Annotated in this window: 22 protein-coding genes; 16 read left to right on the forward strand and 6 right to left on the reverse strand. The window is 63.9% G+C overall.

Annotated features, from left to right (window positions below; all coding sequences use genetic code 11):
* Position 1: 1 nt before the first annotated feature.
* Entirely contained in the window at positions 2–1,237 is a 1,236-nt protein-coding gene (locus J2X76_RS23045; RefSeq protein ID WP_162736414.1) for an MFS transporter, read from the forward strand.
* A 97-nt stretch (positions 1,238–1,334) separates the two neighbouring features.
* Here J2X76_RS23045 and J2X76_RS23050 read toward each other — a convergent pair whose 3' ends face one another.
* The 5 genes from J2X76_RS23050 to hemC form a co-directional block, all read right to left on the reverse strand.
* Positions 1,335–1,814: a TerB family tellurite resistance protein gene (locus tag J2X76_RS23050; protein ID WP_310219650.1), complete on the reverse strand. Its 480-nt coding sequence runs from the start codon at positions 1,812–1,814 to the stop codon at positions 1,335–1,337.
* 23 nt (positions 1,815–1,837) lie between these two features.
* The gene (locus tag J2X76_RS23055; RefSeq protein ID WP_310219652.1) at positions 1,838–3,520 is read right to left on the reverse strand and encodes a heme biosynthesis protein HemY; all 1,683 of its coding nucleotides are present in this window, start codon (positions 3,518–3,520) and stop codon (positions 1,838–1,840) included.
* A 15-nt stretch (positions 3,521–3,535) separates the two neighbouring features.
* Entirely contained in the window at positions 3,536–4,822 is a 1,287-nt protein-coding gene (locus J2X76_RS23060) for a mitofilin family membrane protein (RefSeq protein WP_310219654.1), read from the reverse strand.
* Between the two features lie 90 nt (positions 4,823–4,912).
* On the reverse strand, positions 4,913–5,623 hold the full coding sequence (locus J2X76_RS23065) for a uroporphyrinogen-III synthase (protein ID WP_310219656.1): 711 nt from the start codon (positions 5,621–5,623) through the stop codon (positions 4,913–4,915).
* 4 nt (positions 5,624–5,627) lie between these two features.
* Positions 5,628–6,557, reverse strand: coding sequence for a hydroxymethylbilane synthase (gene hemC, locus J2X76_RS23070; RefSeq protein WP_310219657.1), 930 nt, complete (start codon positions 6,555–6,557; stop codon positions 5,628–5,630).
* Between the two features lie 71 nt (positions 6,558–6,628).
* Here hemC and tsaD point away from each other — a divergent pair, with 71 nt between their 5' ends.
* Genes tsaD through J2X76_RS23095 form a run of 5 tightly spaced genes read left to right on the forward strand, consistent with a single transcriptional unit; the run spans position 6,629 to position 10,149 of the window.
* Entirely contained in the window at positions 6,629–7,726 is a 1,098-nt protein-coding gene (gene tsaD / locus J2X76_RS23075) for a tRNA (adenosine(37)-N6)-threonylcarbamoyltransferase complex transferase subunit TsaD (RefSeq protein ID WP_310219659.1), read from the forward strand.
* Complete coding sequence (locus J2X76_RS23080) at positions 7,723–8,721, forward strand: NAD(P)H-dependent glycerol-3-phosphate dehydrogenase (protein WP_310219662.1); 999 nt, start codon at positions 7,723–7,725, stop codon at positions 8,719–8,721. Before tsaD ends, J2X76_RS23080 begins: the two co-directional genes overlap by 4 nt.
* A gap of 36 nt (positions 8,722–8,757) precedes the next feature.
* Positions 8,758–9,048: a YciI-like protein gene (locus tag J2X76_RS23085; RefSeq protein WP_113128595.1), complete on the forward strand. Its 291-nt coding sequence runs from the start codon at positions 8,758–8,760 to the stop codon at positions 9,046–9,048.
* Between the two features lie 8 nt (positions 9,049–9,056).
* On the forward strand, positions 9,057–9,497 hold the full coding sequence (locus J2X76_RS23090; protein ID WP_310219664.1) for an EVE domain-containing protein: 441 nt from the start codon (positions 9,057–9,059) through the stop codon (positions 9,495–9,497).
* A 7-nt stretch (positions 9,498–9,504) separates the two neighbouring features.
* Positions 9,505–10,149 (forward strand): methyltransferase, encoded by a 645-nt coding sequence (locus tag J2X76_RS23095; RefSeq protein ID WP_113285735.1) that lies wholly within the window; start codon positions 9,505–9,507, stop codon positions 10,147–10,149.
* Between the two features lie 304 nt (positions 10,150–10,453).
* On the opposite strand, the gene J2X76_RS23100 is transcribed toward J2X76_RS23095, so the two are convergent.
* Positions 10,454–10,870, reverse strand: a complete 417-nt coding sequence (locus tag J2X76_RS23100) for a hypothetical protein (RefSeq protein WP_310219666.1) — start codon at positions 10,868–10,870, stop codon at positions 10,454–10,456.
* A 286-nt stretch (positions 10,871–11,156) separates the two neighbouring features.
* On the opposite strand from J2X76_RS23100, the gene sdhC reads away from it, so the two are divergent.
* The 10 genes from sdhC (at position 11,157) to sucD (ending at position 20,249) form a co-directional block, all read left to right on the forward strand.
* Positions 11,157–11,549 carry a succinate dehydrogenase, cytochrome b556 subunit gene (gene sdhC, locus J2X76_RS23105; protein ID WP_113128591.1) on the forward strand — a complete coding sequence of 131 codons (393 nt, stop codon included), beginning with the start codon at positions 11,157–11,159 and terminating at the stop codon, positions 11,547–11,549.
* 11 nt (positions 11,550–11,560) lie between these two features.
* Positions 11,561–11,941 (forward strand): succinate dehydrogenase, hydrophobic membrane anchor protein, encoded by a 381-nt coding sequence (sdhD, locus tag J2X76_RS23110; protein ID WP_113128590.1) that lies wholly within the window; start codon positions 11,561–11,563, stop codon positions 11,939–11,941.
* A 6-nt stretch (positions 11,942–11,947) separates the two neighbouring features.
* Positions 11,948–13,804: a succinate dehydrogenase flavoprotein subunit gene (sdhA, locus tag J2X76_RS23115; RefSeq protein WP_310219667.1), complete on the forward strand. Its 1,857-nt coding sequence runs from the start codon at positions 11,948–11,950 to the stop codon at positions 13,802–13,804.
* Positions 13,805–13,806: 2 nt separating this feature from the next.
* On the forward strand, positions 13,807–14,271 hold the full coding sequence (locus J2X76_RS23120) for a DUF3052 domain-containing protein (protein ID WP_113128588.1): 465 nt from the start codon (positions 13,807–13,809) through the stop codon (positions 14,269–14,271).
* Positions 14,264–15,043 carry a succinate dehydrogenase iron-sulfur subunit gene (locus J2X76_RS23125; protein WP_113128587.1) on the forward strand — a complete coding sequence of 260 codons (780 nt, stop codon included), beginning with the start codon at positions 14,264–14,266 and terminating at the stop codon, positions 15,041–15,043. The genes J2X76_RS23120 and J2X76_RS23125 overlap by 8 nt, the downstream gene beginning before the upstream one ends.
* A 174-nt stretch (positions 15,044–15,217) precedes the next feature.
* Complete coding sequence (locus J2X76_RS23130; RefSeq protein WP_113128608.1) at positions 15,218–15,760, forward strand: AprI/Inh family metalloprotease inhibitor; 543 nt, start codon at positions 15,218–15,220, stop codon at positions 15,758–15,760.
* Positions 15,761–15,790: 30 nt separating this feature from the next.
* Positions 15,791–16,948: a cell division protein ZapE gene (gene zapE / locus J2X76_RS23135; protein ID WP_310219669.1), complete on the forward strand. Its 1,158-nt coding sequence runs from the start codon at positions 15,791–15,793 to the stop codon at positions 16,946–16,948.
* Positions 16,949–17,131: 183 nt separating this feature from the next.
* Positions 17,132–18,094 (forward strand): malate dehydrogenase, encoded by a 963-nt coding sequence (mdh, locus tag J2X76_RS23140; protein WP_113128585.1) that lies wholly within the window; start codon positions 17,132–17,134, stop codon positions 18,092–18,094.
* A gap of 36 nt (positions 18,095–18,130) precedes the next feature.
* The gene (sucC, locus tag J2X76_RS23145; RefSeq protein ID WP_310219670.1) at positions 18,131–19,324 is read left to right on the forward strand and encodes an ADP-forming succinate--CoA ligase subunit beta; all 1,194 of its coding nucleotides are present in this window, start codon (positions 18,131–18,133) and stop codon (positions 19,322–19,324) included.
* 19 nt (positions 19,325–19,343) lie between these two features.
* Positions 19,344–20,249, forward strand: coding sequence for a succinate--CoA ligase subunit alpha (gene sucD / locus J2X76_RS23150; RefSeq protein WP_310219672.1), 906 nt, complete (start codon positions 19,344–19,346; stop codon positions 20,247–20,249).
* Positions 20,250–20,289: the final 40 nt, after the last annotated feature.

The following is a 20,289-nucleotide window of genomic DNA, read 5'->3' on the forward strand; positions in this document are numbered from 1 at the left end:
CATGTCTCTTCCCGTCTCGGGCGATCGTTTCGCCGCCTTCCGGCACTCGTCCTATACCCGCTTCTTCTTCTCCCGGCTTTTCTCGGCTTTCGCGATCCAGATCGTCAGCGTTGCCGTCGGCTGGCAGATGTATGACGTGACCAGCAATCCGCTCTATCTCGGCCTGATCGGGCTCTTCCAGTTCCTCCCGTCGCTGGTCCTGATCCTCGTCACCGGCTCCGTCGCCGACCGTTATAACCGGCGTGCGATCATGGCGATCTGCATGGTGGTCGGGGCGCTCTGCGCCGGCGCGCTGCTGGTGCTCACCATCACCCACTCCTTTTCGCCCTGGCCGGTGTTCGGCATCCTGATCGTGTTCGGCATCGAGCGCGCCTTCATGGGGCCGGCAGTCCAGTCGCTCGGCCCGAACCTGGTGCCGGAGCAGGATCTGCCGAATGCGGTCGCCTGGAATTCCTCCTCCTGGCAGACGGCGGCGATCCTCGGTCCGGTGGCCGGCGGCCTGCTTTACGGCGTCAGCGCGGTTGCCGCCTATTCGGTCGCCTTCGCCTTTCTCATCCTCGCCGCGGTTCTGGTCTTCATGATCCCGAAGCCCGCGCAGCGCAATGCGGTGGACAAGGTGAGCTGGGAGCAGATCCTTGCCGGCTTCAGGTTCATCTCCGGTGAAAAGATCGTGCTCGGGGCGATCTCGCTCGATCTGTTCGCCGTGCTTCTCGGCGGCGCCGTGGCGCTGATGCCGATCTTTGCACGCGATATTCTCGAACTCGGGCCCTGGGGGCTCGGCATGCTGCGTGCCGCGCCGGGCGTCGGCGCCATCATCGTCGCGATTTACCTCGCCTTCTATCCGATCCGCCACCATGCCGGCGTGGCGATGTTCATCGGCGTCGGCCTGTTCGGCATCGGCACGCTGATCTTCGGCCTGTCGGCGACGCCCTGGCTGTCGATTTCGGCGCTGATGCTGATGGGCGCGTCGGACATGATCTCGGTCTATGTGCGCGAAACGCTGATCGCGCTGTGGACGCCGGACGAGGTGCGCGGCCGGGTCAACGCGGTCAACATGGTGTTCGTCGGTGCGTCCAACGAGCTTGGGGAATTCCGCGCCGGTACGATGGCCTCGATCTTCGGCGCCGTGCCGGCCGTGGTGATCGGCGGTATCGGCACGCTGGCCGTTGCGATCGCCTGGTCCGTCGGTTTCCCGAAGCTGCGCCGGATCGACAGTCTCGAAGCGCCGGAGCGGTAACGGAAAGCGTATCATCCGGCCTTTTCGCCGAGCGGCGACGCATCCGCGATATCGGAAGTGGTGGGGTACAAGGGAGGCATCGGCGGCAGGCGTGCCGTCAGTCTCCGTCGTCATCCTGTGCGGTTGCGCGTGCGGCGGCCTGCTGGCGCTCCAGAACCCGGTCGCGCGCGGAGACGCCAAGCAGGTCGGCGATCCTCCAGATCACATGATCCTCGATCTCGCTCCGCTGCCCGTCCGCATAAACGATATCCCAGAGGATGCCGAGAAGCTCGACGCGGTCTTCCTCGTCGACGAGATGTTTTCTAAGGTCGGACGTGAAGCGATAATAATCGACCGCCTCGCTGCCGGCCTGATGGCCGACCTCGATCAGTGCCTTCAACCGGTCCTCGCTGAGGTCGTAGCGCTCGCGCAGCAGGTCGCGAAATTTCTGCTGTTCCTGGTCGGAGATGTTGCCGTCCGCCTCCATGACCTGGAAACAGAGCGCGACGAAGGCTACCCGCGGATCGTCGGGGGCGAATTCGTGCGCATGATGGGATCCGGTCAGAGTGTGGAGGAAGGCCTGAATGCGGTCTAACATCTATCTCCAGGCCCTCGCCATTCTCAAAAGAGCCGGAGCCTCGTTGCGGGCTGCCCGGCCTCGGGATCTTTCACACCCGGATCATCCGGCGGACGGCCGAAAAAGGGAACGGGCTCCTCCCCATTTTCAGGGGTTTTTCCGGTTTTCGGCGTCACATTCGCGGAGGCTGGTGTTTTTGCTGCAACAGCCAATTCCCTGTGGGGCGGCTTGATCTCCTGGGGAGCGGGCTTGGCCTCCTGCGGGGCGGGCTTGATCGGGACGAGAATCGGCTTCGGAGCTTCTTCGGCCTTCGCTTCTCCCACCGGGGCGACCTTTGGCGCGGGAGACACCTTGCTGGCCGACGGCGCTTCGCTGACGGGCGGCAAGCTGGCGATCGCCGTGTCGGCCGCCAGCGAACCTTCCTCGACCGGACCTTCGAGCTGGTCGAACGGCGCCTTCCATTCGAAAGCGTCGATCCGGCCGGTGACGGGGGAAAGCGGCAGCCACTTTTCCGAGACGAAACCATCGGCCACCCAGGCAGGATCGCGCGGTGCGCGCAGCGCCTGCGCCATCCAGTGGCGAACGCGGCCCTGGTCGCCGGTCTCGGCCTCCTCGATATCGGCAAGCAGCAGGTAGACGGCTTCGCGGGGCTCCATGCGAGCGGCGGCCTCGGCCTTTGCGCGGGCTTTCTTGAATTCCTGCGCGTCGAGCGCCGCCTGGGCGACTGCGAGCAGCGACTCGACATTGTTGGGGCGCATCGCCTCCAGCTTTTCGGCGCGTTTCAGCCGGTCGATCGTACTGTCGCCGCTGCGGGCGCGGATATAGGCGCGGGCGATTTCCGGATGCGGACCGAGCTTCCAGACGCCTTCGAGGGTGGAGGCGGCCTTGCGGATGTTGTCCTCGCGCAGCCAGGCCTTGGCGGCGATGACGGCGGCGGGCACCAGATCCTTGGCGAGCTTGAGCGCCGCCATGGCGTCGTCGCGCGCACCTTTCGGATCGCCCTCCAGCCGGTCGTTGGCCTTGGCGGTCAAAAGCACCGCCTTCCAGCGCTCGGCCTGCGGCTTTTCGAGGATGTTTGCCATGCGCTGCTGGTCGAGCAGGCGGATCGCATCGTCCCAGCGGCCGGCCTGGCTGCGGGATTCGAGCGTCGCCTGGGCGGCCCAGGGCAGGTAGGGCGCATGTTCGACGGCCTTTTCGGCATATTGGCGGGCGGCCTCGTTGGCGCCGAGCCGGCGGGCTTCCATGTAGAGGCCGCGCAGGCCGAGTTCGCGGGTTTCCGGATCCTCGGCCATCTGCTCGAACTTCTTGCGCGCTTCGTCGTGCTTGCCTTCGATCAGCGCGGCCTGGGCTTCGAGGAGATGGATCAGCGGCTCCTGGTCGGCGCTGATCAGGCCGCGGGTGCGCAGACTCATCTTGCGGGCAAGCAGCGCATTACCGGCGCCGGCAGCGATCAGGCCGGTCGAGAGCGCCTGATAACCACGGTCACGCTTGCGGGCGCGAAAATAGCGGCGGACGGAATAGGGCGATGTCCAGATCACCCCGACGATCCACCAGAGGATCATCGCCAGACCGATCAGCGCGACCACGGCGGTGGCGGCCACCATCAGGCTGGTTTCGATCAGGTGGTCCTGCCAGGTGATGGAAATCAGGCCGGGGCGATCCGCAAGCCAGGAGAAACCCCAGCCGAGAGCCAGCACCACAACGAGAAAAATGAAAAGTCTGACCATCCGGTTCTTCCGTCCTCAGCCTTGGGTGCCGGCGACGGCGCGCGAAAGCGTTCCGCCCACGAGATTTTCCACCTGAATGCGGGCATCGAGCTTCTGCTTGAAATCCCGCGAAACGGCCTTTGCCGGTTCCGGCAGCGCGTCCCATTCACGGGCGGAGGCCTGGAGATTGCCGTTGCGCAGCGCCTCTTCCATGCGGGCGACGACCGCATCCGGCGTATCGCCCTGGACATCGCCGACGCGGCGGACCTTGACGACCGACATGGCCGACGAGAGCAGCCGGCCGGCAATGCCCTCGTTCGGGTCCCGCTGGACGGTCGCTTCCAGCATCGCATCTGCGACGCGGGGGAAGTCGCGCTGCAGCTCGGCGCGGGCCGGCACGCCGGCCGAGGCGAACTTTTGCAGGTCGGCGATCGCCGGATCGTCGCCGGCGACGGTCTTGAAGGTCTGGAGCTCGGTCTCGAACGGGCCGCCGCGATCGATGCCGGCCTTGAGGGCCGCGGCTGCGACAGCGCGAGCGACCTGCTGTTCCGGGCCGCGGTCGTTCAGCTTCGCTTCGGCCTGGTCGAGGCGCTGGGCGAGGCTGGAATCGGCGCTCGCGGAGGACTGGACCGTGGCACGGAGGCGATCGAGATCGGCCTTCAGTGCCGCAAGCGCCTGTTCGCCGGCGCCGCTCGACGTCCGTGGCGCTGATTCGAGTGCCGTAACGCGGTTGGCGAGCGCAGCATCGGGGGCCGCTGCAGCTGCAGGCCGGTTTTTGAGTGCCGCGATTTCCTGGCGCAGTTCGGCGAGTTCGGCGGAGAGACCGGCCGTGTTCGAGGCGGCGGGAGCGGGCGTGGCGCCGGGAAGATAACCGGCATATTGCATGCTGCCGGCGAGCAGGAGTGCGACGAGGCCGCCGAAAATGCCGGCGGCGATCAGCGTTGACGTAGCAGGGCTCGGGCGCCGGGGCGGAGCGGGGCTGGGCTCCGGTTCGGGGGCGACGGTTGCGGGTTGCGGTTCCTTCGGTATTTCCGCAGCGTCGTCGAAACGCGGCTCGTCGGTCGGCGAGCGGTCGAAGGCAGGTTCATCGACGGGCTCGTCAGCCCTAGAAAGGCCCGGGGCGGGGTCTTTGGCGAGCTCAGGATTTGCCGGCTCATCAGCGCTTGCGGAAACGTCTTCGGCGGGCTCGTTCGCGCTCACCGCATCATCGGTGTCGTTGCTGCGGACAGGCTCGGCGACCACGTCCGATTGCTCGGCGGTTAGGTCGATCGTGACCGGTTCCTTGTCTGTCTTCGATCGGCGGGGTGGTTGTTCCGGTACCATCTCGACCTCTTTTTGCATGCGCTCACAGGAAACTAGTGGGTGGGTTATCGGAAAGAAAGGGGCGGGCGGGATTTTGCAGCCACCCCTCGACTAAAGGAGTGCGAAAATACCCTCCTCGTCAGGGTGGCGGGCGATCTTGATATTTCTATGAAATTCCCGCGGAATGATTTCGGCCACATTGTCACTGAGGCAAAGCAACCGCATGGATGCGAGCTTTTTCAGGTGCGGCGCAGCGAAACCCCAGAAGAGCCTGGCGGTTTCCCGCGAGTAGAGAAGTACGGCATCGGCAGGCGGATCGAGCAGCGCGCCACGGACGAATGTTTCATCGTAGGCTATGGGCGCCATTTCGTAGACTTCGGAGACGGCGAACGCTACGCCCTTGCCGTGAAGTCCCTCTTCGAATTTCGGCGACCGGGGCTTGCCGGCCAGATAGAGCAGCGGGGCATCAAGCCTGGGTGCATAGCCGGCGATGAGTTCCGCAAGTCCGGCGCCTGTGCCGGGTCCGGCGCGAACATCCCGGAAGCCGGCATCCGCGGCCGCGTTCGCCGTCGTTTCTCCAACTGCGTAAAGGGTTTGGTCGAGAAACGGCGTCAGGCGCTGACCCAGCGCGGACAGTACGCGGACGGCTTCGGCGCTGGTGACGGCGAGCGCGGTATGTGGACCGGCGAGCGCCGCCGCGGCAGCGTCCGGATGGTGGATCGCCCTGGTCAACGGCAGCAGGACCGGCTCATGGCCGAGGTCCTGCAGCCGTTCGGCGGTGCGCCGGGCCGGGTTTTCGGGGCGGGTGACGACGACCCGCATCGCTTTACGACCAGCCTTCGAAGAAATCGGGGCCGGCGGCGGCGCGGACGGCTTCGCCGGCCTGGCGGCCGAGTTTTTCCGCGTTTATCCGTTTGCCTTCGGTTTCGATCGAATGTTCCCTGCGGCCGTCCGGCGTCAGGATGAGACCTGAGAATTTCAGGTGGTCGCCTTCGCAGATCGCATAACCGCCGATCGGGGTGCGACAGGAGCCGTCGAGTGCCGCGAGGAAGGCGCGTTCGCAGGAAACGGCGTCATAGGTCGGGCGATCGTTGATCGGGTCGAGCAGCGCGTCGATACGGGCATCGCCGACACGGCTTTCGACGCAGATCGCGCCCTGTGCCGGCGCGGGCGGAAAATCCTCCGGGTCGAGCAGTTCGGTGACGACGTCTTCCTTTGCGAGGCGCTTGAGGCCTGCATAGGCAAGCAGCGTCGCATCCACCTGGCCTTCGGAAAGCTTACGCAGCCGGGTTTCGACGAGGCCGCGGAAGGTGATGACCTGGATATCCGGCCGGATCCGGCGGATCAGCGCCTGGCGGCGCAGCGAGGAGGATCCCACCATGGCGCCATCGGGAAGTGCCGCCAGCGTATGGGCGGTGCGGCCGATGAAGGCATCGCGAAAATCCTCGCGGGGAAGATAGGCGGAAAGCCGCAGGCCGTCGGGCAGCCTGGTCGGCATGTCCTTGGAGGAATGCACGGCGAAATCGAGATCGCCGGAGAGCAGCCCTTCCTCCAGCTCCTGGGTGAACAGGCCCTTGCCGCCGAGTTCCGAAAGCGACCGGTCGGTGATGCGGTCGCCGGTGGTTGACAGCACCACGACTTCGAACATGTCCTCCGGCAGGCCATGCGCCGCCATCAGCCGCGTGCGGGTTTCGAACGCCTGCGCGAGCGCCAGCGGGCTGCCGCGCGTGCCGATCCGGAAAGGTTTTGTTTGCATCCGCGTCATTCCATTGTTACCGGAGGCTTTCGTAGACCGGTTTATCCGGCATCGCAATTATCGATAGGCGTATGGCGACCTTTCTTCGCATCCTTGGCATCGAAACCAGCTGTGACGAGACGGCGGCTTCCGTCGTGGCGCGCCACGAGGACGGCCGTGGCGAAATCCTCTCCGATGTCGTGCTCTCCCAGCTCGACGAGCACAGCGCTTATGGCGGCGTCGTGCCGGAGATTGCCGCGCGCGCGCATGTCGAGGCGCTGGACGGGCTGATCGAGGAGGCGCTGACGCGCGCCAACGTTTCGCTCGACGAGATCGACGCCGTGGCGGCGACTTCGGGGCCGGGCCTGATCGGCGGTCTGATCGTTGGGCTGATGACGGCCAAGGCGATCGCGCGCGCCGCCGGCAAGCCGCTGATGGCGATCAACCACCTCGAAGGCCATGCGTTGACGGCGCGGCTGACCGACGGGCTTGCCTTTCCCTACCTGATGCTGCTCGTCTCCGGCGGCCATACCCAGCTGGTGCTGGTGCGCGGCGTCGGCGAATACGAGCGCTGGGGCACGACGATCGACGACGCGCTGGGCGAGGCCTTCGACAAGACGGCAAAGCTGCTCGGCCTGCCTTATCCCGGTGGGCCGGCGGTCGAAAAGGCGGCGCTGAAGGGCGATCCGGACCGGTTTTCGCTGCCGCGGCCGCTGGTGGGCGAAGCGCGGCTCGATTTCTCCTTCTCCGGCCTCAAGACCGCGGTGCGCCAGGCGGCGACCGAGATCGCACCCTTGAGCGACCAGGACGTCGCCGATATCTGCGCCTCGTTCCAGAAGGCGATTTCGCGGACGCTGCGCGACCGGATCGGCCGAGGCTTGGCGCGGTTCACACAGGAATTCGCGCATCTCGATGTCGACAAGGCGCTGGTGGTCGCGGGCGGGGTCGCCGCCAACCAGGAAATCCGCCGCACGCTGCAGGCGCTCTGCATCGAAAACGGTTTCCGCTTCATCGCGCCGCCGCTCAGGCTCTGCACCGACAATGCGGCGATGATCGCCTGGGCGGGGCTCGAGCGGATGGCGGAAGACCTGCCGGCGGATGGCCTCGATGTGGCGCCGCGTTCGCGCTGGCCGCTCGACGGGCAAGCAAAAACCCTGCTCGGCTCCGGCAAGCGGGGAGCCAAGGCATGAGCGGGCGGGAACGGCCAGGAGAACGGATCGTCGTCATCGGCGCCGGTGCCTTCGGAACGGCGCTTGCCGCTGTCATCTCGCTGGAAGGCCGGCATCCGGTCACCCTGATCGGCCGCGACCCCTCGCTGATGAGCGACCTGCGCGACGACCGGGTGCATGATGCAGCCCTTCCGGGCGTGCCCCTTCCGGATGCGCTGGAGTTTTCCGCCGAGCCGGATGCGATCGGCGAGGCGGATCTCGTGCTTTTCGCCATGCCTTCGCAGGCGCAGGCGGATGCGGCGCGGCATTACGGACCTTATCTCGCAGAAGGCGCCGTCGTCGTCACCTGCGCCAAGGGCATCGACAAATCGTCCGGCCGGCTGCTGACCGATGTTCTGGAGGCGGAGTTGCCGCACCATGCCGTTGCCGTCCTCTCGGGGCCGGGTTTTGCGGCGGATATCGCCCGCGGCCTGCCGACGGCGATGGCGATTGCGGCTGCCGATCAGGTTCTGGCGGAGCGGCTCGCCAACGCGCTCTCCAGCCGCACGTTCCGGCTTTACGCCTCGACCGACCGGATCGGCGTGCAGCTCGGCGGGGCGCTGAAGAACGTGCTGGCGATCGCCTGCGGCATTATCGAAGGCGCGGGGCTTGGCGAATCGGCCCGTGCGGCGCTGATCTCGCGCGGCTTGGCCGAAATGTCACGGCTGATCGAGGCGATGGGCGGCAAGGCGGATACCGTGCGGGGCCTGTCGGGCCTCGGCGATCTGGTGCTGACCGGCACCAGCCATCAATCGCGAAACCTGCGTTTTGGCATCGCGCTCGGCAGGGGCGAGGGTAATCAAGCCGGCGGGCAGCTTGTCGAGGGCGCTTTCGCGGCATCCGTCGCGGCGGGGCTTGGCGAAAAATTCTCGGTCGAACTGCCGGTCACCAACGCGGTGGCCGATATCATCGACGGCAGGCTCGATATCATGATGGCCATGGAACAGTTGATGACCCGGCCGATCACCACCGAATAAGATCATTTCCCATATGGGGCATCCAAGGAGAGACTGATGCTGTTTGCGTTTCTGTGCACCGACAAGCCCGGCCATCTGAACGTCCGGATGGAAACCCGTCCGACCCATGTGGAATATCTGAACAAGCTGAATGCCGAGGGCACGCTGAAGTTCGCCGGCCCGTTCCTCGACGATGACGGCAAGCCGAACGGCAGCCTCGTGGTCGTCGAGGCCGCCGACATGGCCGCCGCCCGCACGATCGCCGAGGCTGATCCCTATTACATGGCCGGCCTGTTCGAGAAGGTCGAAGTGAAAGCCTGGAACTGGGTCTTCAACAAGCCGGAGTGAGGCGACAGATGGCGTACTGGCTTTACAAATCCGAACCGTCGTCCTGGTCCTGGGAACAGCAGAAGGCGGCGGGCGACAAGGGCACCGAATGGACCGGCGTTCGCAACTACCTGGCGCGCAACAACATGCGGGCCATGAAGATCGGCGACAAGGGCTTCTTCTACCACTCCAATGACGGGCTGGAGATCGTCGGCATCGTCGAGGTCTGCGCACTGTCGCATCCCGATTCGACGGCACAAGGCGACCCGAAGTGGGATTGCGTCGATATCCGCGCCGTGACCGACATGCCGAAGCCGGTGACGCTGAAGGACATCAAGGCGAACCCCAAGTTCGAGAAGATGTCGCTTGTGACCTCGATGCGGCTTTCGGTTCAGCCGGTGACGGATGAGGAATATTTCGAGATCTGCAGGCTTGGCGGTCTCGACAATCCGCCGAAATCGCCGGCCTGACGCGCTCTTGAAGACCGATCCGCGGACCTTCATCCTTCAGAATACCGAGATCATGCGGCCGCCGCATGTGCCGGAAATCCGGCTGCATCTGGCGAGCGAAGCGCATGACCTCTGGCAGAAGACGGAGGAGGACCTGGAGGAAATCGGCCTGCCGCCGCCCTTCTGGGCCTTTGCCTGGGCGGGGGGCCAAGGGCTCGCCCGTTATATCCTCGATAATCCCGATGTGGTTGCCGGCAGGCGGGTGCTGGATTTCGCGAGCGGCTCGGGGCTGGTGGCGATTGCCGCAAAGCTCGCCGGCGCCGCCGACGTGCTGGCGGCGGATATCGATCCGTGGACGCAGAGCGCGGTGGCGCTGAATGCGGCGGAGAACGGGGTGACGGTTCGGTTTACCGCCGAGGATCTGATCGGCCGGGCGGTGGAGGCGGATGTCGTTCTGGCCGGCGACGTCTTCTACGATCGGGAATTTGCGGCCGCACTCATTCCGTGGTTCGCCCGGCTGGCGGGCGAGGGGAAGCTGGTTCTGGTCGGCGATCCCGGCCGCAGTTATCTGCCGAAGGACCGGCTCAAGCAGCTTGCCGTCCATCAGGTGCCCGTGACCCGGGCGCTGGAGGACAGCGAGGTGAAGAAGACGACGGTCTGGCGGTTTGGGTAGAGGTGCGTTTTATTTTATAGGATGTGCCCAAGTTTATAGGACGTGCCCAAGCCCGGCCTCCTCTGCCCTGCCGGGCATCTCCCCCTCAGGTGGGGAGATCGGCTGGGCGCGGGCTCACAGCCCTGCATCCCCCGTCTCATCCTGAGAGCCTTCCGACTGAGATGCACGACTTTTGCTTGGAAGCGACGGTCATGCCGCTTGTAATCTCCCCACCCGAGGGGGAGATGCCCGGCAGGGCAGAGGGGGCCGGCTGGCGCAGGTGCCTATGCTTCAGCCGCCTGAGGCCTGTAAACGCCTTAAGCCCTCAATTCCCGCCACGGATGACGCAGACGCCGGATTCGAAGGAGCAGGCGCCGTCGGCGGCAAAGGCGTGTCCGCGCAGGCCGCCGTCGACATCGATGATCTTGGCTTTCGGCGCCAGCGTTGCGCCGCCTTCGGCGTCTCCCGGCCAGTAGCCGCGCGTGATATAGATGCCGAAGTCGCGCGGTGGGGGAGCCTGCAGCGCGCCGCTGAAGATGCCGAGCCTGCGCACGAACGAGGCCGACCCGGTATAGACGATACGATAGAACTCGCCTTCCGGTGCGGGATCGTCGCGGTTGGTTTCGATGCGATAGATGCTGCCGGCCGTGTCGGACCAGCGATCGCGGGCATCGGCGGCCGAGGCAACCGTCGCAAACAGAGCTGCGGCGAGGAAAACAGGCTTCATGTGATTCGCGATCATGGCGAACTCCGGCAGGTATGGTTAACCATTTACTAACACGAAATGGGTTGTCCGTTCGCCACGGCAACGATTTCTTTGCAAATCTTGGTTAACGTCGCCCGCAGGTTTGAGCCGCGTCAGCCACGAGAAAGACACAATCGATTAAATTGGAAATCGGTTTGAATTGTTCTTGTCGTCAGACATCCGTGCGATTAAACCACGCCAATGATGCAATGCACATTTCTTCGGCATACGTGCATTGTTGGGCGCCCGCCCTTGATACCGCATACGACGCCGCGAGGTTCTGATGGCGAATGTGACAAATAACCGGCCCCTGTCGCCGCATCTTCAAGTCTACAAGCTAATCCCCACCATGGCCATGTCGATTGTGCACCGCATCACCGGCGGCGCGCTCTACTTCGGCACCATCCTGGTGGCGTGGTGGCTGATCGCCGCCGCCAGCGGCCCGGCCTATTACGACTGGGCCAACTGGGCGCTCGGCAGCATTCTCGGCAAGCTTGTGCTGCTCGGCTATACCTGGGCGCTGATCCACCACATGCTCGGCGGCTTCCGCCACTTCATGTGGGACCTCGGCCACGGTTTCGAGAAGGAATTCTCCACCAAGCTCGCCATCGCCAATATCATCGCATCACTCTGTCTGACCGTGCTGGTCTGGGTGATCGGCTTCCTCGTTCGGTAAGGTTCTCATCCATGGATATGCGTACCCCGCTCGGAAAGGTCCGCGGACTGGGCTCCGCCAAGGACGGCACCGATCACTTCTGGCGCCAGCGCCTGACGGCCGTCGCCAACGTGCCGCTGATGATCTTCTTCGTCATCTTCATGATCATCTACGCCGGAAAGCCCTATCCGGAGGTGATCGCCGCGCTGTCGAACCCGTTCGTCGCCGTCGTCATGGGCCTCATCGTCATCTCCGGCGTCATTCACATGAAGCTCGGCATGCAGGTGATCATCGAGGACTATGTCCATGGCGAATTCGGCAAGGTCGCGCTGATCATGCTCAACACCTTCTTCTCGATTTTGATCGCCGGGCTCTGTCTGTTCGCCGTTCTGAAAATCGCATTCGCAGGATAACCCGTCATGGCATCAGTCACACCCATTGCTCCGAACGGGGCCGCCCAGAACGGCAAAGCCTATACCTATGTCGACCATTCCTATGACGTGATCGTCGTCGGCGCCGGCGGCGCCGGCCTGCGCGCCACGCTCGGCATGGCCGAGCAGGGTTTCAAGACCGCCTGCATCACCAAGGTTTTCCCGACCCGCTCGCACACTGTCGCAGCGCAAGGGGGGATTGCCGCCTCGCTGCAGAACATGACGCCGGACTCGTGGCAGTGGCATCTCTACGACACCGTCAAGGGTTCCGACTGGCTCGGCGATGTCGATGCCATGCAGTACATGGTCATGGAAGCGCCGAAGGCGGTCTACGAACTCGAACATTACGGCGTGCCCTTCTCGCGTAACGAGGAAGGCAAGATCTACCAGCGGCCGTTCGGCGGCCACATGCAGAACTTTGGCGCCGGCCCGCCGGTGCAGCGCACCTGCGCTGCGGCAGACCGCACCGGCCACGCCATCCTGCACACGCTCTACGGCCAGTCGCTGAAGAACAACGCGGAATTCTTCATCGAATATTTCGCGCTCGACCTGATCATGTCGGAAGACGGCCGCTGCACCGGCGTCGTTGCCTGGAACCTCGATGACGGCACGATCCATCGTTTCGCCGCCAAGATGGTGGTGCTGGCGACCGGCGGTTACGGCCGCGCCTATTTCTCGGCGACCTCGGCCCATACCTGCACCGGCGACGGCGGCGGCATGGTGGCCCGCGCCGGCCTGCCTCTGCAGGACATGGAATTCGTGCAGTTCCACCCGACCGGCATCTACGGTTCGGGCTGTCTGATCACCGAAGGCGCGCGCGGCGAAGGCGGTTACCTCGTCAATTCCGAGGGCGAACGCTTCATGGAACGCTACGCACCTTCGGCCAAGGACCTTGCCTCGCGCGACGTGGTTTCCCGCTGCATGACGCTGGAAATCCGTGAAGGCCGCGGCGTCGGCAAGAACAAGGACCACATCTTCCTGCATCTCGACCATCTTGATCCGGCCGTCCTGCACGAACGCCTGCCGGGCATTTCCGAGAGCGCCAAGATCTTTGCAGGCGTCGACGTGACCCGCGAGCCGATCCCGGTCCTGCCGACCGTGCATTACAACATGGGCGGCATCCCGACCAATTTCTGGGGTGAAGTGCTCAATGCCGACAGCAACAATCCGGAACGCATCCTGCCGGGCCTGATGGCCGTCGGCGAAGCGGGTTGCGCCTCGGTTCACGGCGCCAACCGCCTCGGCTCCAACTCGCTGATCGACCTCGTGGTCTTCGGCCGCGCCGCCGCCATCCGCGCCGGCCAGGTCATCGACCGCGCCGGCCCGATCCCCGCCCTCAACATCGCGGCTTGCGACAAGATCATGGATCGTTTCGACCGTCTGCGTAACGCCAATGGCGGCACGCCGACCGCGGTTCTGCGCGACAAGATGCAGCGTACCATGCAGGACGACGCCGCCGTGTTCCGTACCCAGGAATCGCTGGAATCGGGCTGCAAGCGGATGTCGGCGATCTGGGGCGAGATGAAGGACGTCAAGGTCACCGACCGTTCGATGATCTGGAATTCCGACCTCGTCGAGACGCTCGAGCTCGAAAACCTGATGGCGAACGCGATCACCACGGTCTACGGCGCGGAAGCACGCAAGGAAAGCCGCGGGTCCCACGCCCGCGAGGACTACACGTCCGGCCCGTTCGCCGGCCGCGACGACGAGAACTGGCGCAAGCATACGCTCGCCTGGGTCAACGAAACGGGCGACGTCAAGCTCGACTACCGCCCGGTCCATACCGAGCTCATTGCCGAAGGCATCGATCCGTACAAGATCGAGCCGAAAGCGCGCGTGTACTGATCATGGCGGCGGCGGGTGCGGGATATTCCGGAACGCCGCTCGTCAAGAAGCTGGGTTTCAAGCCTGGGATGACGGCAGCGTTCGTTGCGCTGCCGGACAGTCTGGAAGAGCTGGAAGCCCTGGTTGAATTCGCCGCCTGCGACCGGTTTTCCTCCTGGGAAGCGATGCGTGCGGCAGGCAAGGCTTATGATGCGATCCACGCCTTCACGATCATGAAGGCGGAGATTGAAAACGAGCTTTCCGGTCTTCAGGACCGAATCAGGCCGGATGGCATGATCTGGGTCTCCTGGCCGAAGAAGGCTTCGAAGGTTAGGACGGACGTGACCGAGGATGTCGTGCGTACGGCGGCTCTCGATCTCGATCTGGTGGATGTCAAGGTGGCCGCGGTCGACAATATATGGTCGGCGCTGAAGCTGGTCATTCGCAAGGATCGGCGCAAGGAAAGAACGGATAGGTCGCATGGTTGAACTCGCTCTCCCCAAGAACTCTCAGATGACCGAAGGCAAGGTCTGGCCGAAGCCGGCAGGCGCCAAGAATGTCCGTGAGTTCCGCATATACCGCTGGAACCCGGATGACGGCAAAAATCCGAGCATCGATACCTTCTATATCGACGTCGACGATTGCGGCCCGATGGTGCTCGACGGTCTGCTCTACATCAAGAACAAGATCGATCCGACGCTGACGCTGCGCCGCTCCTGCCGCGAAGGCATCTGCGGCTCCTGCGCCATGAATATCGACGGCACCAACACGCTCGCCTGCACCAAGGGCATGGACGATATCAAGGGCACGGTAAAGGTCTATCCGCTGCCGCATATGCCGGTCGTCAAGGATCTCATTCCCGACCTCACCAATTTCTACGCCCAGCACCGTTCGATCGAGCCGTGGCTGAAGACGGTATCGCCGCAGCCGGCCAAGGAATGGAAGCAGAGCCACGAGGACCGCCAGAAGCTCGACGGCCTCTACGAATGCATCCTCTGCGCCTGCTGCTCGACCTCCTGTCCGAGCTACTGGTGGAACGGCGACCGCTATCTCGGTCCGGCCGTGCTGCTGCAGGCCTATCGCTGGCTGATCGATTCCAGAGACGAAGCCAAGGGCGAACGCCTCGACAATCTCGAGGATCCGTTCCGGCTCTATCGCTGCCACACGATCATGAACTGCGCCCAGACCTGCCCGAAGGGCCTGAACCCGGCCAAGGCGATCGCCGAAATCAAGAAGATGATGGTCGAGCGTCGCGTCTGAGGCATTTTCGACAGTCGATCCCTGTCCTGGCGGGGATCGAGCGCATTGCCATCTTCTCGATCGAGCCCGCCAAAATGTTCCAGTACGACTTGATTAACCAAAGCGGTTTACGATAATTCGGTCTCAATTCAGTGGCATCGGTGGCGGGTACCGGCTGAAAGCAGGAGTGTGATGATGCAGTTCAGATATGTGGCGACGGGACTTGTTCTTGCCGTGGTGCTGGCCGGTTGCCAGCGGACTTCCTATAGCCCTTACAGCGATCTGCCCTCCCAGCCTTCCCAGCCCGCGCCGCTCCAGGCACAGCCCGTGCCGTCCGTTCAGGGCGGCCAGCTGCCGCCGCCTCCCGGTACCGCAGGTGCTTCCCAGTTTCCGAGCGCGCCCGGCGCAAATCCCGCCATGGCATCGGCCAATTCGGCCGCGCCGCCTGCGAGCGCGCTCGATGTCAAGAAGGAAGCCATGGTCGGCAACTGGCGTGTGTCCAATGGCGGCTCGTCCTGCGACATGTTCCTGACGCTCACCAATCTCGGCGGCGGCTCGCGCGGCGGTACCCGCGGCTGTGCCGGCGAGCTCACCGCCATGGGCTCCTGGGAAGTGTCCGGCAAGATGGTGCAGTTCAAGAACCGCGCCGGCGACGTGATCGGCCGCGTCTACAAGAGCGCCGAGAACCGCTTCGACGGCACGATGAATTCCGGCCAGCAGGTCAGCCTCAGCCGCTAAGCGGTCCCCCACAGTCTCGAGGGCGTCCGGTTGGAACCCATCCCCGAATACACGACGAGCGTCGGTGAGGAGCTGAAGGTTCTTGCCGTGTCGGGCGCTTTGATCGCCGACACGGCGCAGCTCGCGGTCGCCGCCAAGCTCGACCATCTTCTGATCTGCCTTCGCGAGACCAAGCCCGCCAAGAAGAAGAGCGCGCTCGGCTGGCTCTTCGCCAAGGGCAGCGGCCGGCCGCGCGAAATCCGCGGTCTCTACGTGCATGGCAGCGTCGGTCGCGGCAAGACCATGCTGATGGACATGTTCTTCAAGAAGGCGCCGAGCGAGAAAAAACGCCGGGCGCATTTCCATGAATTCATGGCGGACGTGCACAACCGCATCCACGAACACCGCCAGAAGCTGAAGCGTGGCGAAACCAAGCAGGCGGATCCCGTGCCGCCTGTCGCCGCCGCGTTGTTTGCCGAGGCGGAGCTTCTCTGCTTCGACGAGTTTTCGGTCACCGACATCACCGACGCGATGATTTTGGCGCGGCTGTTCACGGAGCTGTTTTCGCTCGGCTGCGTTCTTGTCGCCACCTCGAACGTTGCGCCGGAGGATCTCTACAGGGACGGACTGAACCGCGGGCTGTTCCTGCCGTTCATCGCGCTGCTCAACCGTTATGTGGACGTGGTTACCCTCGACTCGCCCAACGATTATCGCATGCAGAAGCTTGCGAGCCTGCCGGTCTATGTGACGCCGCTCGATGCCCGCGCCGATGCGGCGATGGAATCCGCCTGGCATCAGGTAACCGACGGCAAGAAGGCGGCGCCTGCCGAGATCCCGATGAAGGGCCGCAGCATTCATGTGCCCTCGGCCGCAGGGCGCGCGGCGCGTTTCGATTTCAAGGACATCTGCGGCAAGCCGCTCGGGGCCTCGGACTATCTGGCGCTCGCCGACCGCTTCGATGCCATCTTCGTCGAGCACGTTCCGCAGCTCGGCCCGGAAAAGCGCAACGAAACCAAGCGTCTCATCAATCTTGTCGATGCACTCTACGACCACACGGTGCGGCTCTACGTCTCCGCTGCCACGGCGCCGGAGGACATCCTGCTCGAGCGAAAAGGCACGGAAGGTTTCGAGTTCGACCGCACGGTTTCGCGTCTTTTCGAGATGCGCAGCCCCGACTATCTCGCGCTGCATCAGGAAAAGCGACGTTGATTTTTAACGGTTTGGTGACAGAAATTCTTACGTTTACGTAAGAATTTGATCATCTAACCGATTGAAAAACTTGAGCCAAAAATAATCGATTGCCATTTTGAGCGGATGGCGCTATGCGGTCTGGCACATGGGTAGGCGAGCCGTAGTCTGCCATGGATTCGGATCTCGAAAGGAAGCTTTTCGATGGCGCGCAAGAAGATCGCACTTATTGGTTCTGGCATGATTGGTGGCACGCTGGCGCATCTCGCCAGCCTGAAGGAACTGGGCGACATCGTCCTCTTCGACATCGCCGACGGCATTCCGCAGGGCAAGGGCCTTGATATCGCCCAGTCCGGCCCGGTCGAGGGCTTCAACGCCAAGCTCTCCGGCGCCAGCGATTACGCTGCCATCGAAGGCGCAGACGTCTGCATCGTCACCGCCGGCGTCGCCCGCAAGCCGGGCATGAGCCGCGACGACCTGCTCGGCATCAACCTCAAGGTCATGGAACAGGTCGGCGCCGGCATCAAGAAGTATGCCCCGAACGCCTTCGTGATCTGCATCACCAACCCGCTCGACGCGATGGTCTGGGCTCTCCAGAAGTTCTCGGGCCTGCCGAAGAACATGGTCGTCGGCATGGCCGGCGTGCTCGACTCGGCCCGCTTCCGCCTGTTCCTCTCGGAAGAATTCAATGTGTCCGTCCAGGACGTCACCGCTTTCGTTCTCGGCGGTCATGGCGACACGATGGTGCCGCTCGCCCGTTACTCGACCGTCGGCGGCGTTCCGCTCACCGACCTCGTCAAGATGGGCTGGGTCACCAAGGAACGTCTCGAAGAAATCATCCAGCGCACCCGTGACGGCGGCGCCGAAATCGTCGGCCTGCTGAAGACCGGTTCCGCCTATTACGCTCCGGCCGCCTCGGCGATCGAAATGGCCGAATCCTTCCTCAAGGACAAGAAGCGGGTTCTGCCGGCTGCTGCCCATCTCTCCGGCCAGTACGGCGTCAAGGACATGTATGTCGGCGTTCCGACGATCATCGGCGCCGGCGGCGTCGAGCGCATCATCGAAGTCGAGTTCAACAAGGACGAAGAGGCCGCCTTCCAGAAGTCGGTCGGCGCCGTCGCCGGTCTTTGCGAAGCCTGCATCAATATCGCACCGGCTCTCAAGTAACCAGCGCGCCGAAGTCATCGAAACAGGGATAAACCCATGAACATTCATGAATATCAGGCCAAGGCTCTGCTGAAGGGCTATGGTGCGCCGGTTGCGGAAGGCGTAGCCATCCTGAAGGCTGAAGAAGCCGAAGCTGCTGCGAAGTCGCTTCCCGGCCCGCTCTATGTCGTCAAGAGCCAGATCCATGCGGGCGGCCGCGGCAAGGGCAAGTTCAAGGAACTCGGCCCCGACGCCAAGGGCGGCGTTCGCCTGGCCTTCTCGATCGAGGAAGCCAAGGCGCATGCCAAGGAAATGCTCGGCAACACGCTGGTGACCGCTCAGACCGGTGAAGCAGGCAAGCAGGTCAACCGCCTCTATATCGAAGACGGCGCCGACATCGCCCGCGAGCTTTACTGCTCGCTGCTCGTCGACCGCTCCGTCGGCCGCGTCGCGTTCGTCGTTTCGACCGAAGGCGGCATGGACATCGAAGCCGTTGCCCATGATACCCCTGAGAAGATCCATACGATCGCCATCGATCCGGAAGCCGGCGTCACGGCTGCCGATATCGCCGCGATCTCCAAGGCCCTGGAACTCGACGGTGCTGCCGGCGAAGATGCCAAGTCGCTCTTCCCGCTGCTCTACAAGGCCTTCAATGAGAAGGACATGGCCCTTCTCGAGATCAACCCGCTGATCGTCATGAAGAACGGCCATCTGCGCGTCCTCGATGCCAAGATGTCGTTCGACGGCAATGCGCTCTTCCGTCACGACGACGTCAAGGCGCTGCGCGACGAGACCGAAGAGGACGCCAAGGAAATCGAGGCCTCCAAGTGGGATCTCGCCTACGTGGCTCTCGACGGCAATATCGGCTGCATGGTCAATGGTGCCGGTCTCGCGATGGCGACGATGGACATCATCAAGCTCTACGGCAAGGAGCCGGCGAACTTCTGCGACGTCGGCGGCGGCGCCGGCAAGGAGAAGGTGGCTGCGGCCTTCAAGATCATCACCGCGGACCCGAAGGTCGAGGGCATCCTCGTCAACATCTTCGGCGGCATCATGCGTTGCGACGTCATCGCCGAAGGCGTTGTCGCGGCGGTGCAGGAAGTGGGCCTGAAGGTTCCGCTCGTCGTGCGCCTCGAAGGCACCAATGTCGAACTCGGCAAGAAGATCCTGAACGAATCTGGTCTCGCTATCACGGCGGCTGACGACCTTGACGACGCGGCGAAGAAGATCGTCGCGGCGATCCAAGCCTAACCTGGAAGGACCGGAACCAATGTCTATTCTCGTCAATAAAGACACCAAGGTCATCGTCCAGGGCCTGACCGGCAAGACCGGCACCTTCCATACGGAGCAGGCGCTCGCCTACTACGGCACCAAGATGGTGGGTGGCGTTCATCCCAAGAAGGGCGGCGAATCGTGGTCGTCCGGCGTCGACGGTACGTCGCTGCCGATCTTCACCTCGGTTGCCGAAGCCAGGGAGCGCACCGGCGCCGACGCGACCGTGATCTACGTTCCGCCGGCAGGTGCCGCGGACGCGATCATCGAGGCGATCGAAGCCGAAGTCCCGTTCATCACCTGCATCACCGAAGGCATCCCGGTCATGGACATGGTCCGCGTCAAGGCTCGCCTCGACCGCTCCAATTCGCGCCTGCTCGGCCCCAACTGCCCGGGCATCCTGACGCCGGAAGAATGCAAGATCGGCATCATGCCGGGCTCGATCTTCCGCAAGGGTTCGGTCGGCATCGTGTCCCGCTCGGGCACGCTGACCTATGAAGCCGTGTTCCAGACCTCGAACGAGGGCCTCGGCCAGACGACCGCTGTCGGTATCGGCGGCGACCCGGTCAAGGGCACCGAGTTCATCGACGTCTTGGAAATGTTCCTCGCGGACGACGCCACGACCTCGATCATCATGATCGGCGAAATCGGCGGCTCGGCGGAAGAAGACGCGGCACAGTTCCTGAAGGACGAAGCCAAGAAGGGCCGCAAGAAGCCGATGGCAGGCTTCATCGCCGGCCGTACCGCGCCGAAGGGCCGCACCATGGGTCACGCCGGTGCCGTGGTCTCCGGCGGCAAGGGCGATGCGGAATCGAAGATCGCCGCGATGGAATCGGCAGGCATCAAGGTTTCGCCGTCTCCGGCCCGTCTCGGCAAGACCTTGGTTGAAGTCCTCAAGGGCTGACGCCACATAAAGGACACTCGCCGCCCCTAGATAGATAGAT

Source organism: Neorhizobium sp. 2083 (assembly GCF_031455615.1).
Lineage (GTDB): Bacteria > Pseudomonadota > Alphaproteobacteria > Rhizobiales > Rhizobiaceae > Neorhizobium.

Excerpts from the sequence above, each read along its gene's own strand:
- J2X76_RS23045 (WP_162736414.1), top strand. The coding sequence starts at position 2 with ATGTCTCTTCCCGTCTCGGGCGATCGTTTCGCCGCCTTCCGGCACTCG.
- J2X76_RS23050 (WP_310219650.1), bottom strand. The coding sequence starts at position 1,814 with ATGTTAGACCGCATTCAGGCCTTCCTCCACACTCTGACCGGATCCCAT.
- J2X76_RS23055 (WP_310219652.1), bottom strand. The coding sequence starts at position 3,520 with ATGGTCAGACTTTTCATTTTTCTCGTTGTGGTGCTGGCTCTCGGCTGG.
- J2X76_RS23060 (WP_310219654.1), bottom strand. The coding sequence starts at position 4,822 with ATGGTACCGGAACAACCACCCCGCCGATCGAAGACAGACAAGGAACCG.
- J2X76_RS23065 (WP_310219656.1), bottom strand. The coding sequence starts at position 5,623 with ATGCGGGTCGTCGTCACCCGCCCCGAAAACCCGGCCCGGCGCACCGCC.
- hemC (WP_310219657.1), bottom strand. The coding sequence starts at position 6,557 with ATGCAAACAAAACCTTTCCGGATCGGCACGCGCGGCAGCCCGCTGGCG.
- tsaD (WP_310219659.1), top strand. The coding sequence starts at position 6,629 with ATGGCGACCTTTCTTCGCATCCTTGGCATCGAAACCAGCTGTGACGAG.
- J2X76_RS23080 (WP_310219662.1), top strand. The coding sequence starts at position 7,723 with ATGAGCGGGCGGGAACGGCCAGGAGAACGGATCGTCGTCATCGGCGCC.
- J2X76_RS23085 (WP_113128595.1), top strand. The coding sequence starts at position 8,758 with ATGCTGTTTGCGTTTCTGTGCACCGACAAGCCCGGCCATCTGAACGTC.
- J2X76_RS23090 (WP_310219664.1), top strand. The coding sequence starts at position 9,057 with ATGGCGTACTGGCTTTACAAATCCGAACCGTCGTCCTGGTCCTGGGAA.
- J2X76_RS23100 (WP_310219666.1), bottom strand. The coding sequence starts at position 10,870 with ATGATCGCGAATCACATGAAGCCTGTTTTCCTCGCCGCAGCTCTGTTT.
- sdhC (WP_113128591.1), top strand. The coding sequence starts at position 11,157 with ATGGCGAATGTGACAAATAACCGGCCCCTGTCGCCGCATCTTCAAGTC.
- sdhD (WP_113128590.1), top strand. The coding sequence starts at position 11,561 with ATGGATATGCGTACCCCGCTCGGAAAGGTCCGCGGACTGGGCTCCGCC.
- sdhA (WP_310219667.1), top strand. The coding sequence starts at position 11,948 with ATGGCATCAGTCACACCCATTGCTCCGAACGGGGCCGCCCAGAACGGC.
- J2X76_RS23120 (WP_113128588.1), top strand. The coding sequence starts at position 13,807 with ATGGCGGCGGCGGGTGCGGGATATTCCGGAACGCCGCTCGTCAAGAAG.
- J2X76_RS23125 (WP_113128587.1), top strand. The coding sequence starts at position 14,264 with ATGGTTGAACTCGCTCTCCCCAAGAACTCTCAGATGACCGAAGGCAAG.
- J2X76_RS23130 (WP_113128608.1), top strand. The coding sequence starts at position 15,218 with ATGCAGTTCAGATATGTGGCGACGGGACTTGTTCTTGCCGTGGTGCTG.
- mdh (WP_113128585.1), top strand. The coding sequence starts at position 17,132 with ATGGCGCGCAAGAAGATCGCACTTATTGGTTCTGGCATGATTGGTGGC.
- sucC (WP_310219670.1), top strand. The coding sequence starts at position 18,131 with ATGAACATTCATGAATATCAGGCCAAGGCTCTGCTGAAGGGCTATGGT.
- sucD (WP_310219672.1), top strand. The coding sequence starts at position 19,344 with ATGTCTATTCTCGTCAATAAAGACACCAAGGTCATCGTCCAGGGCCTG.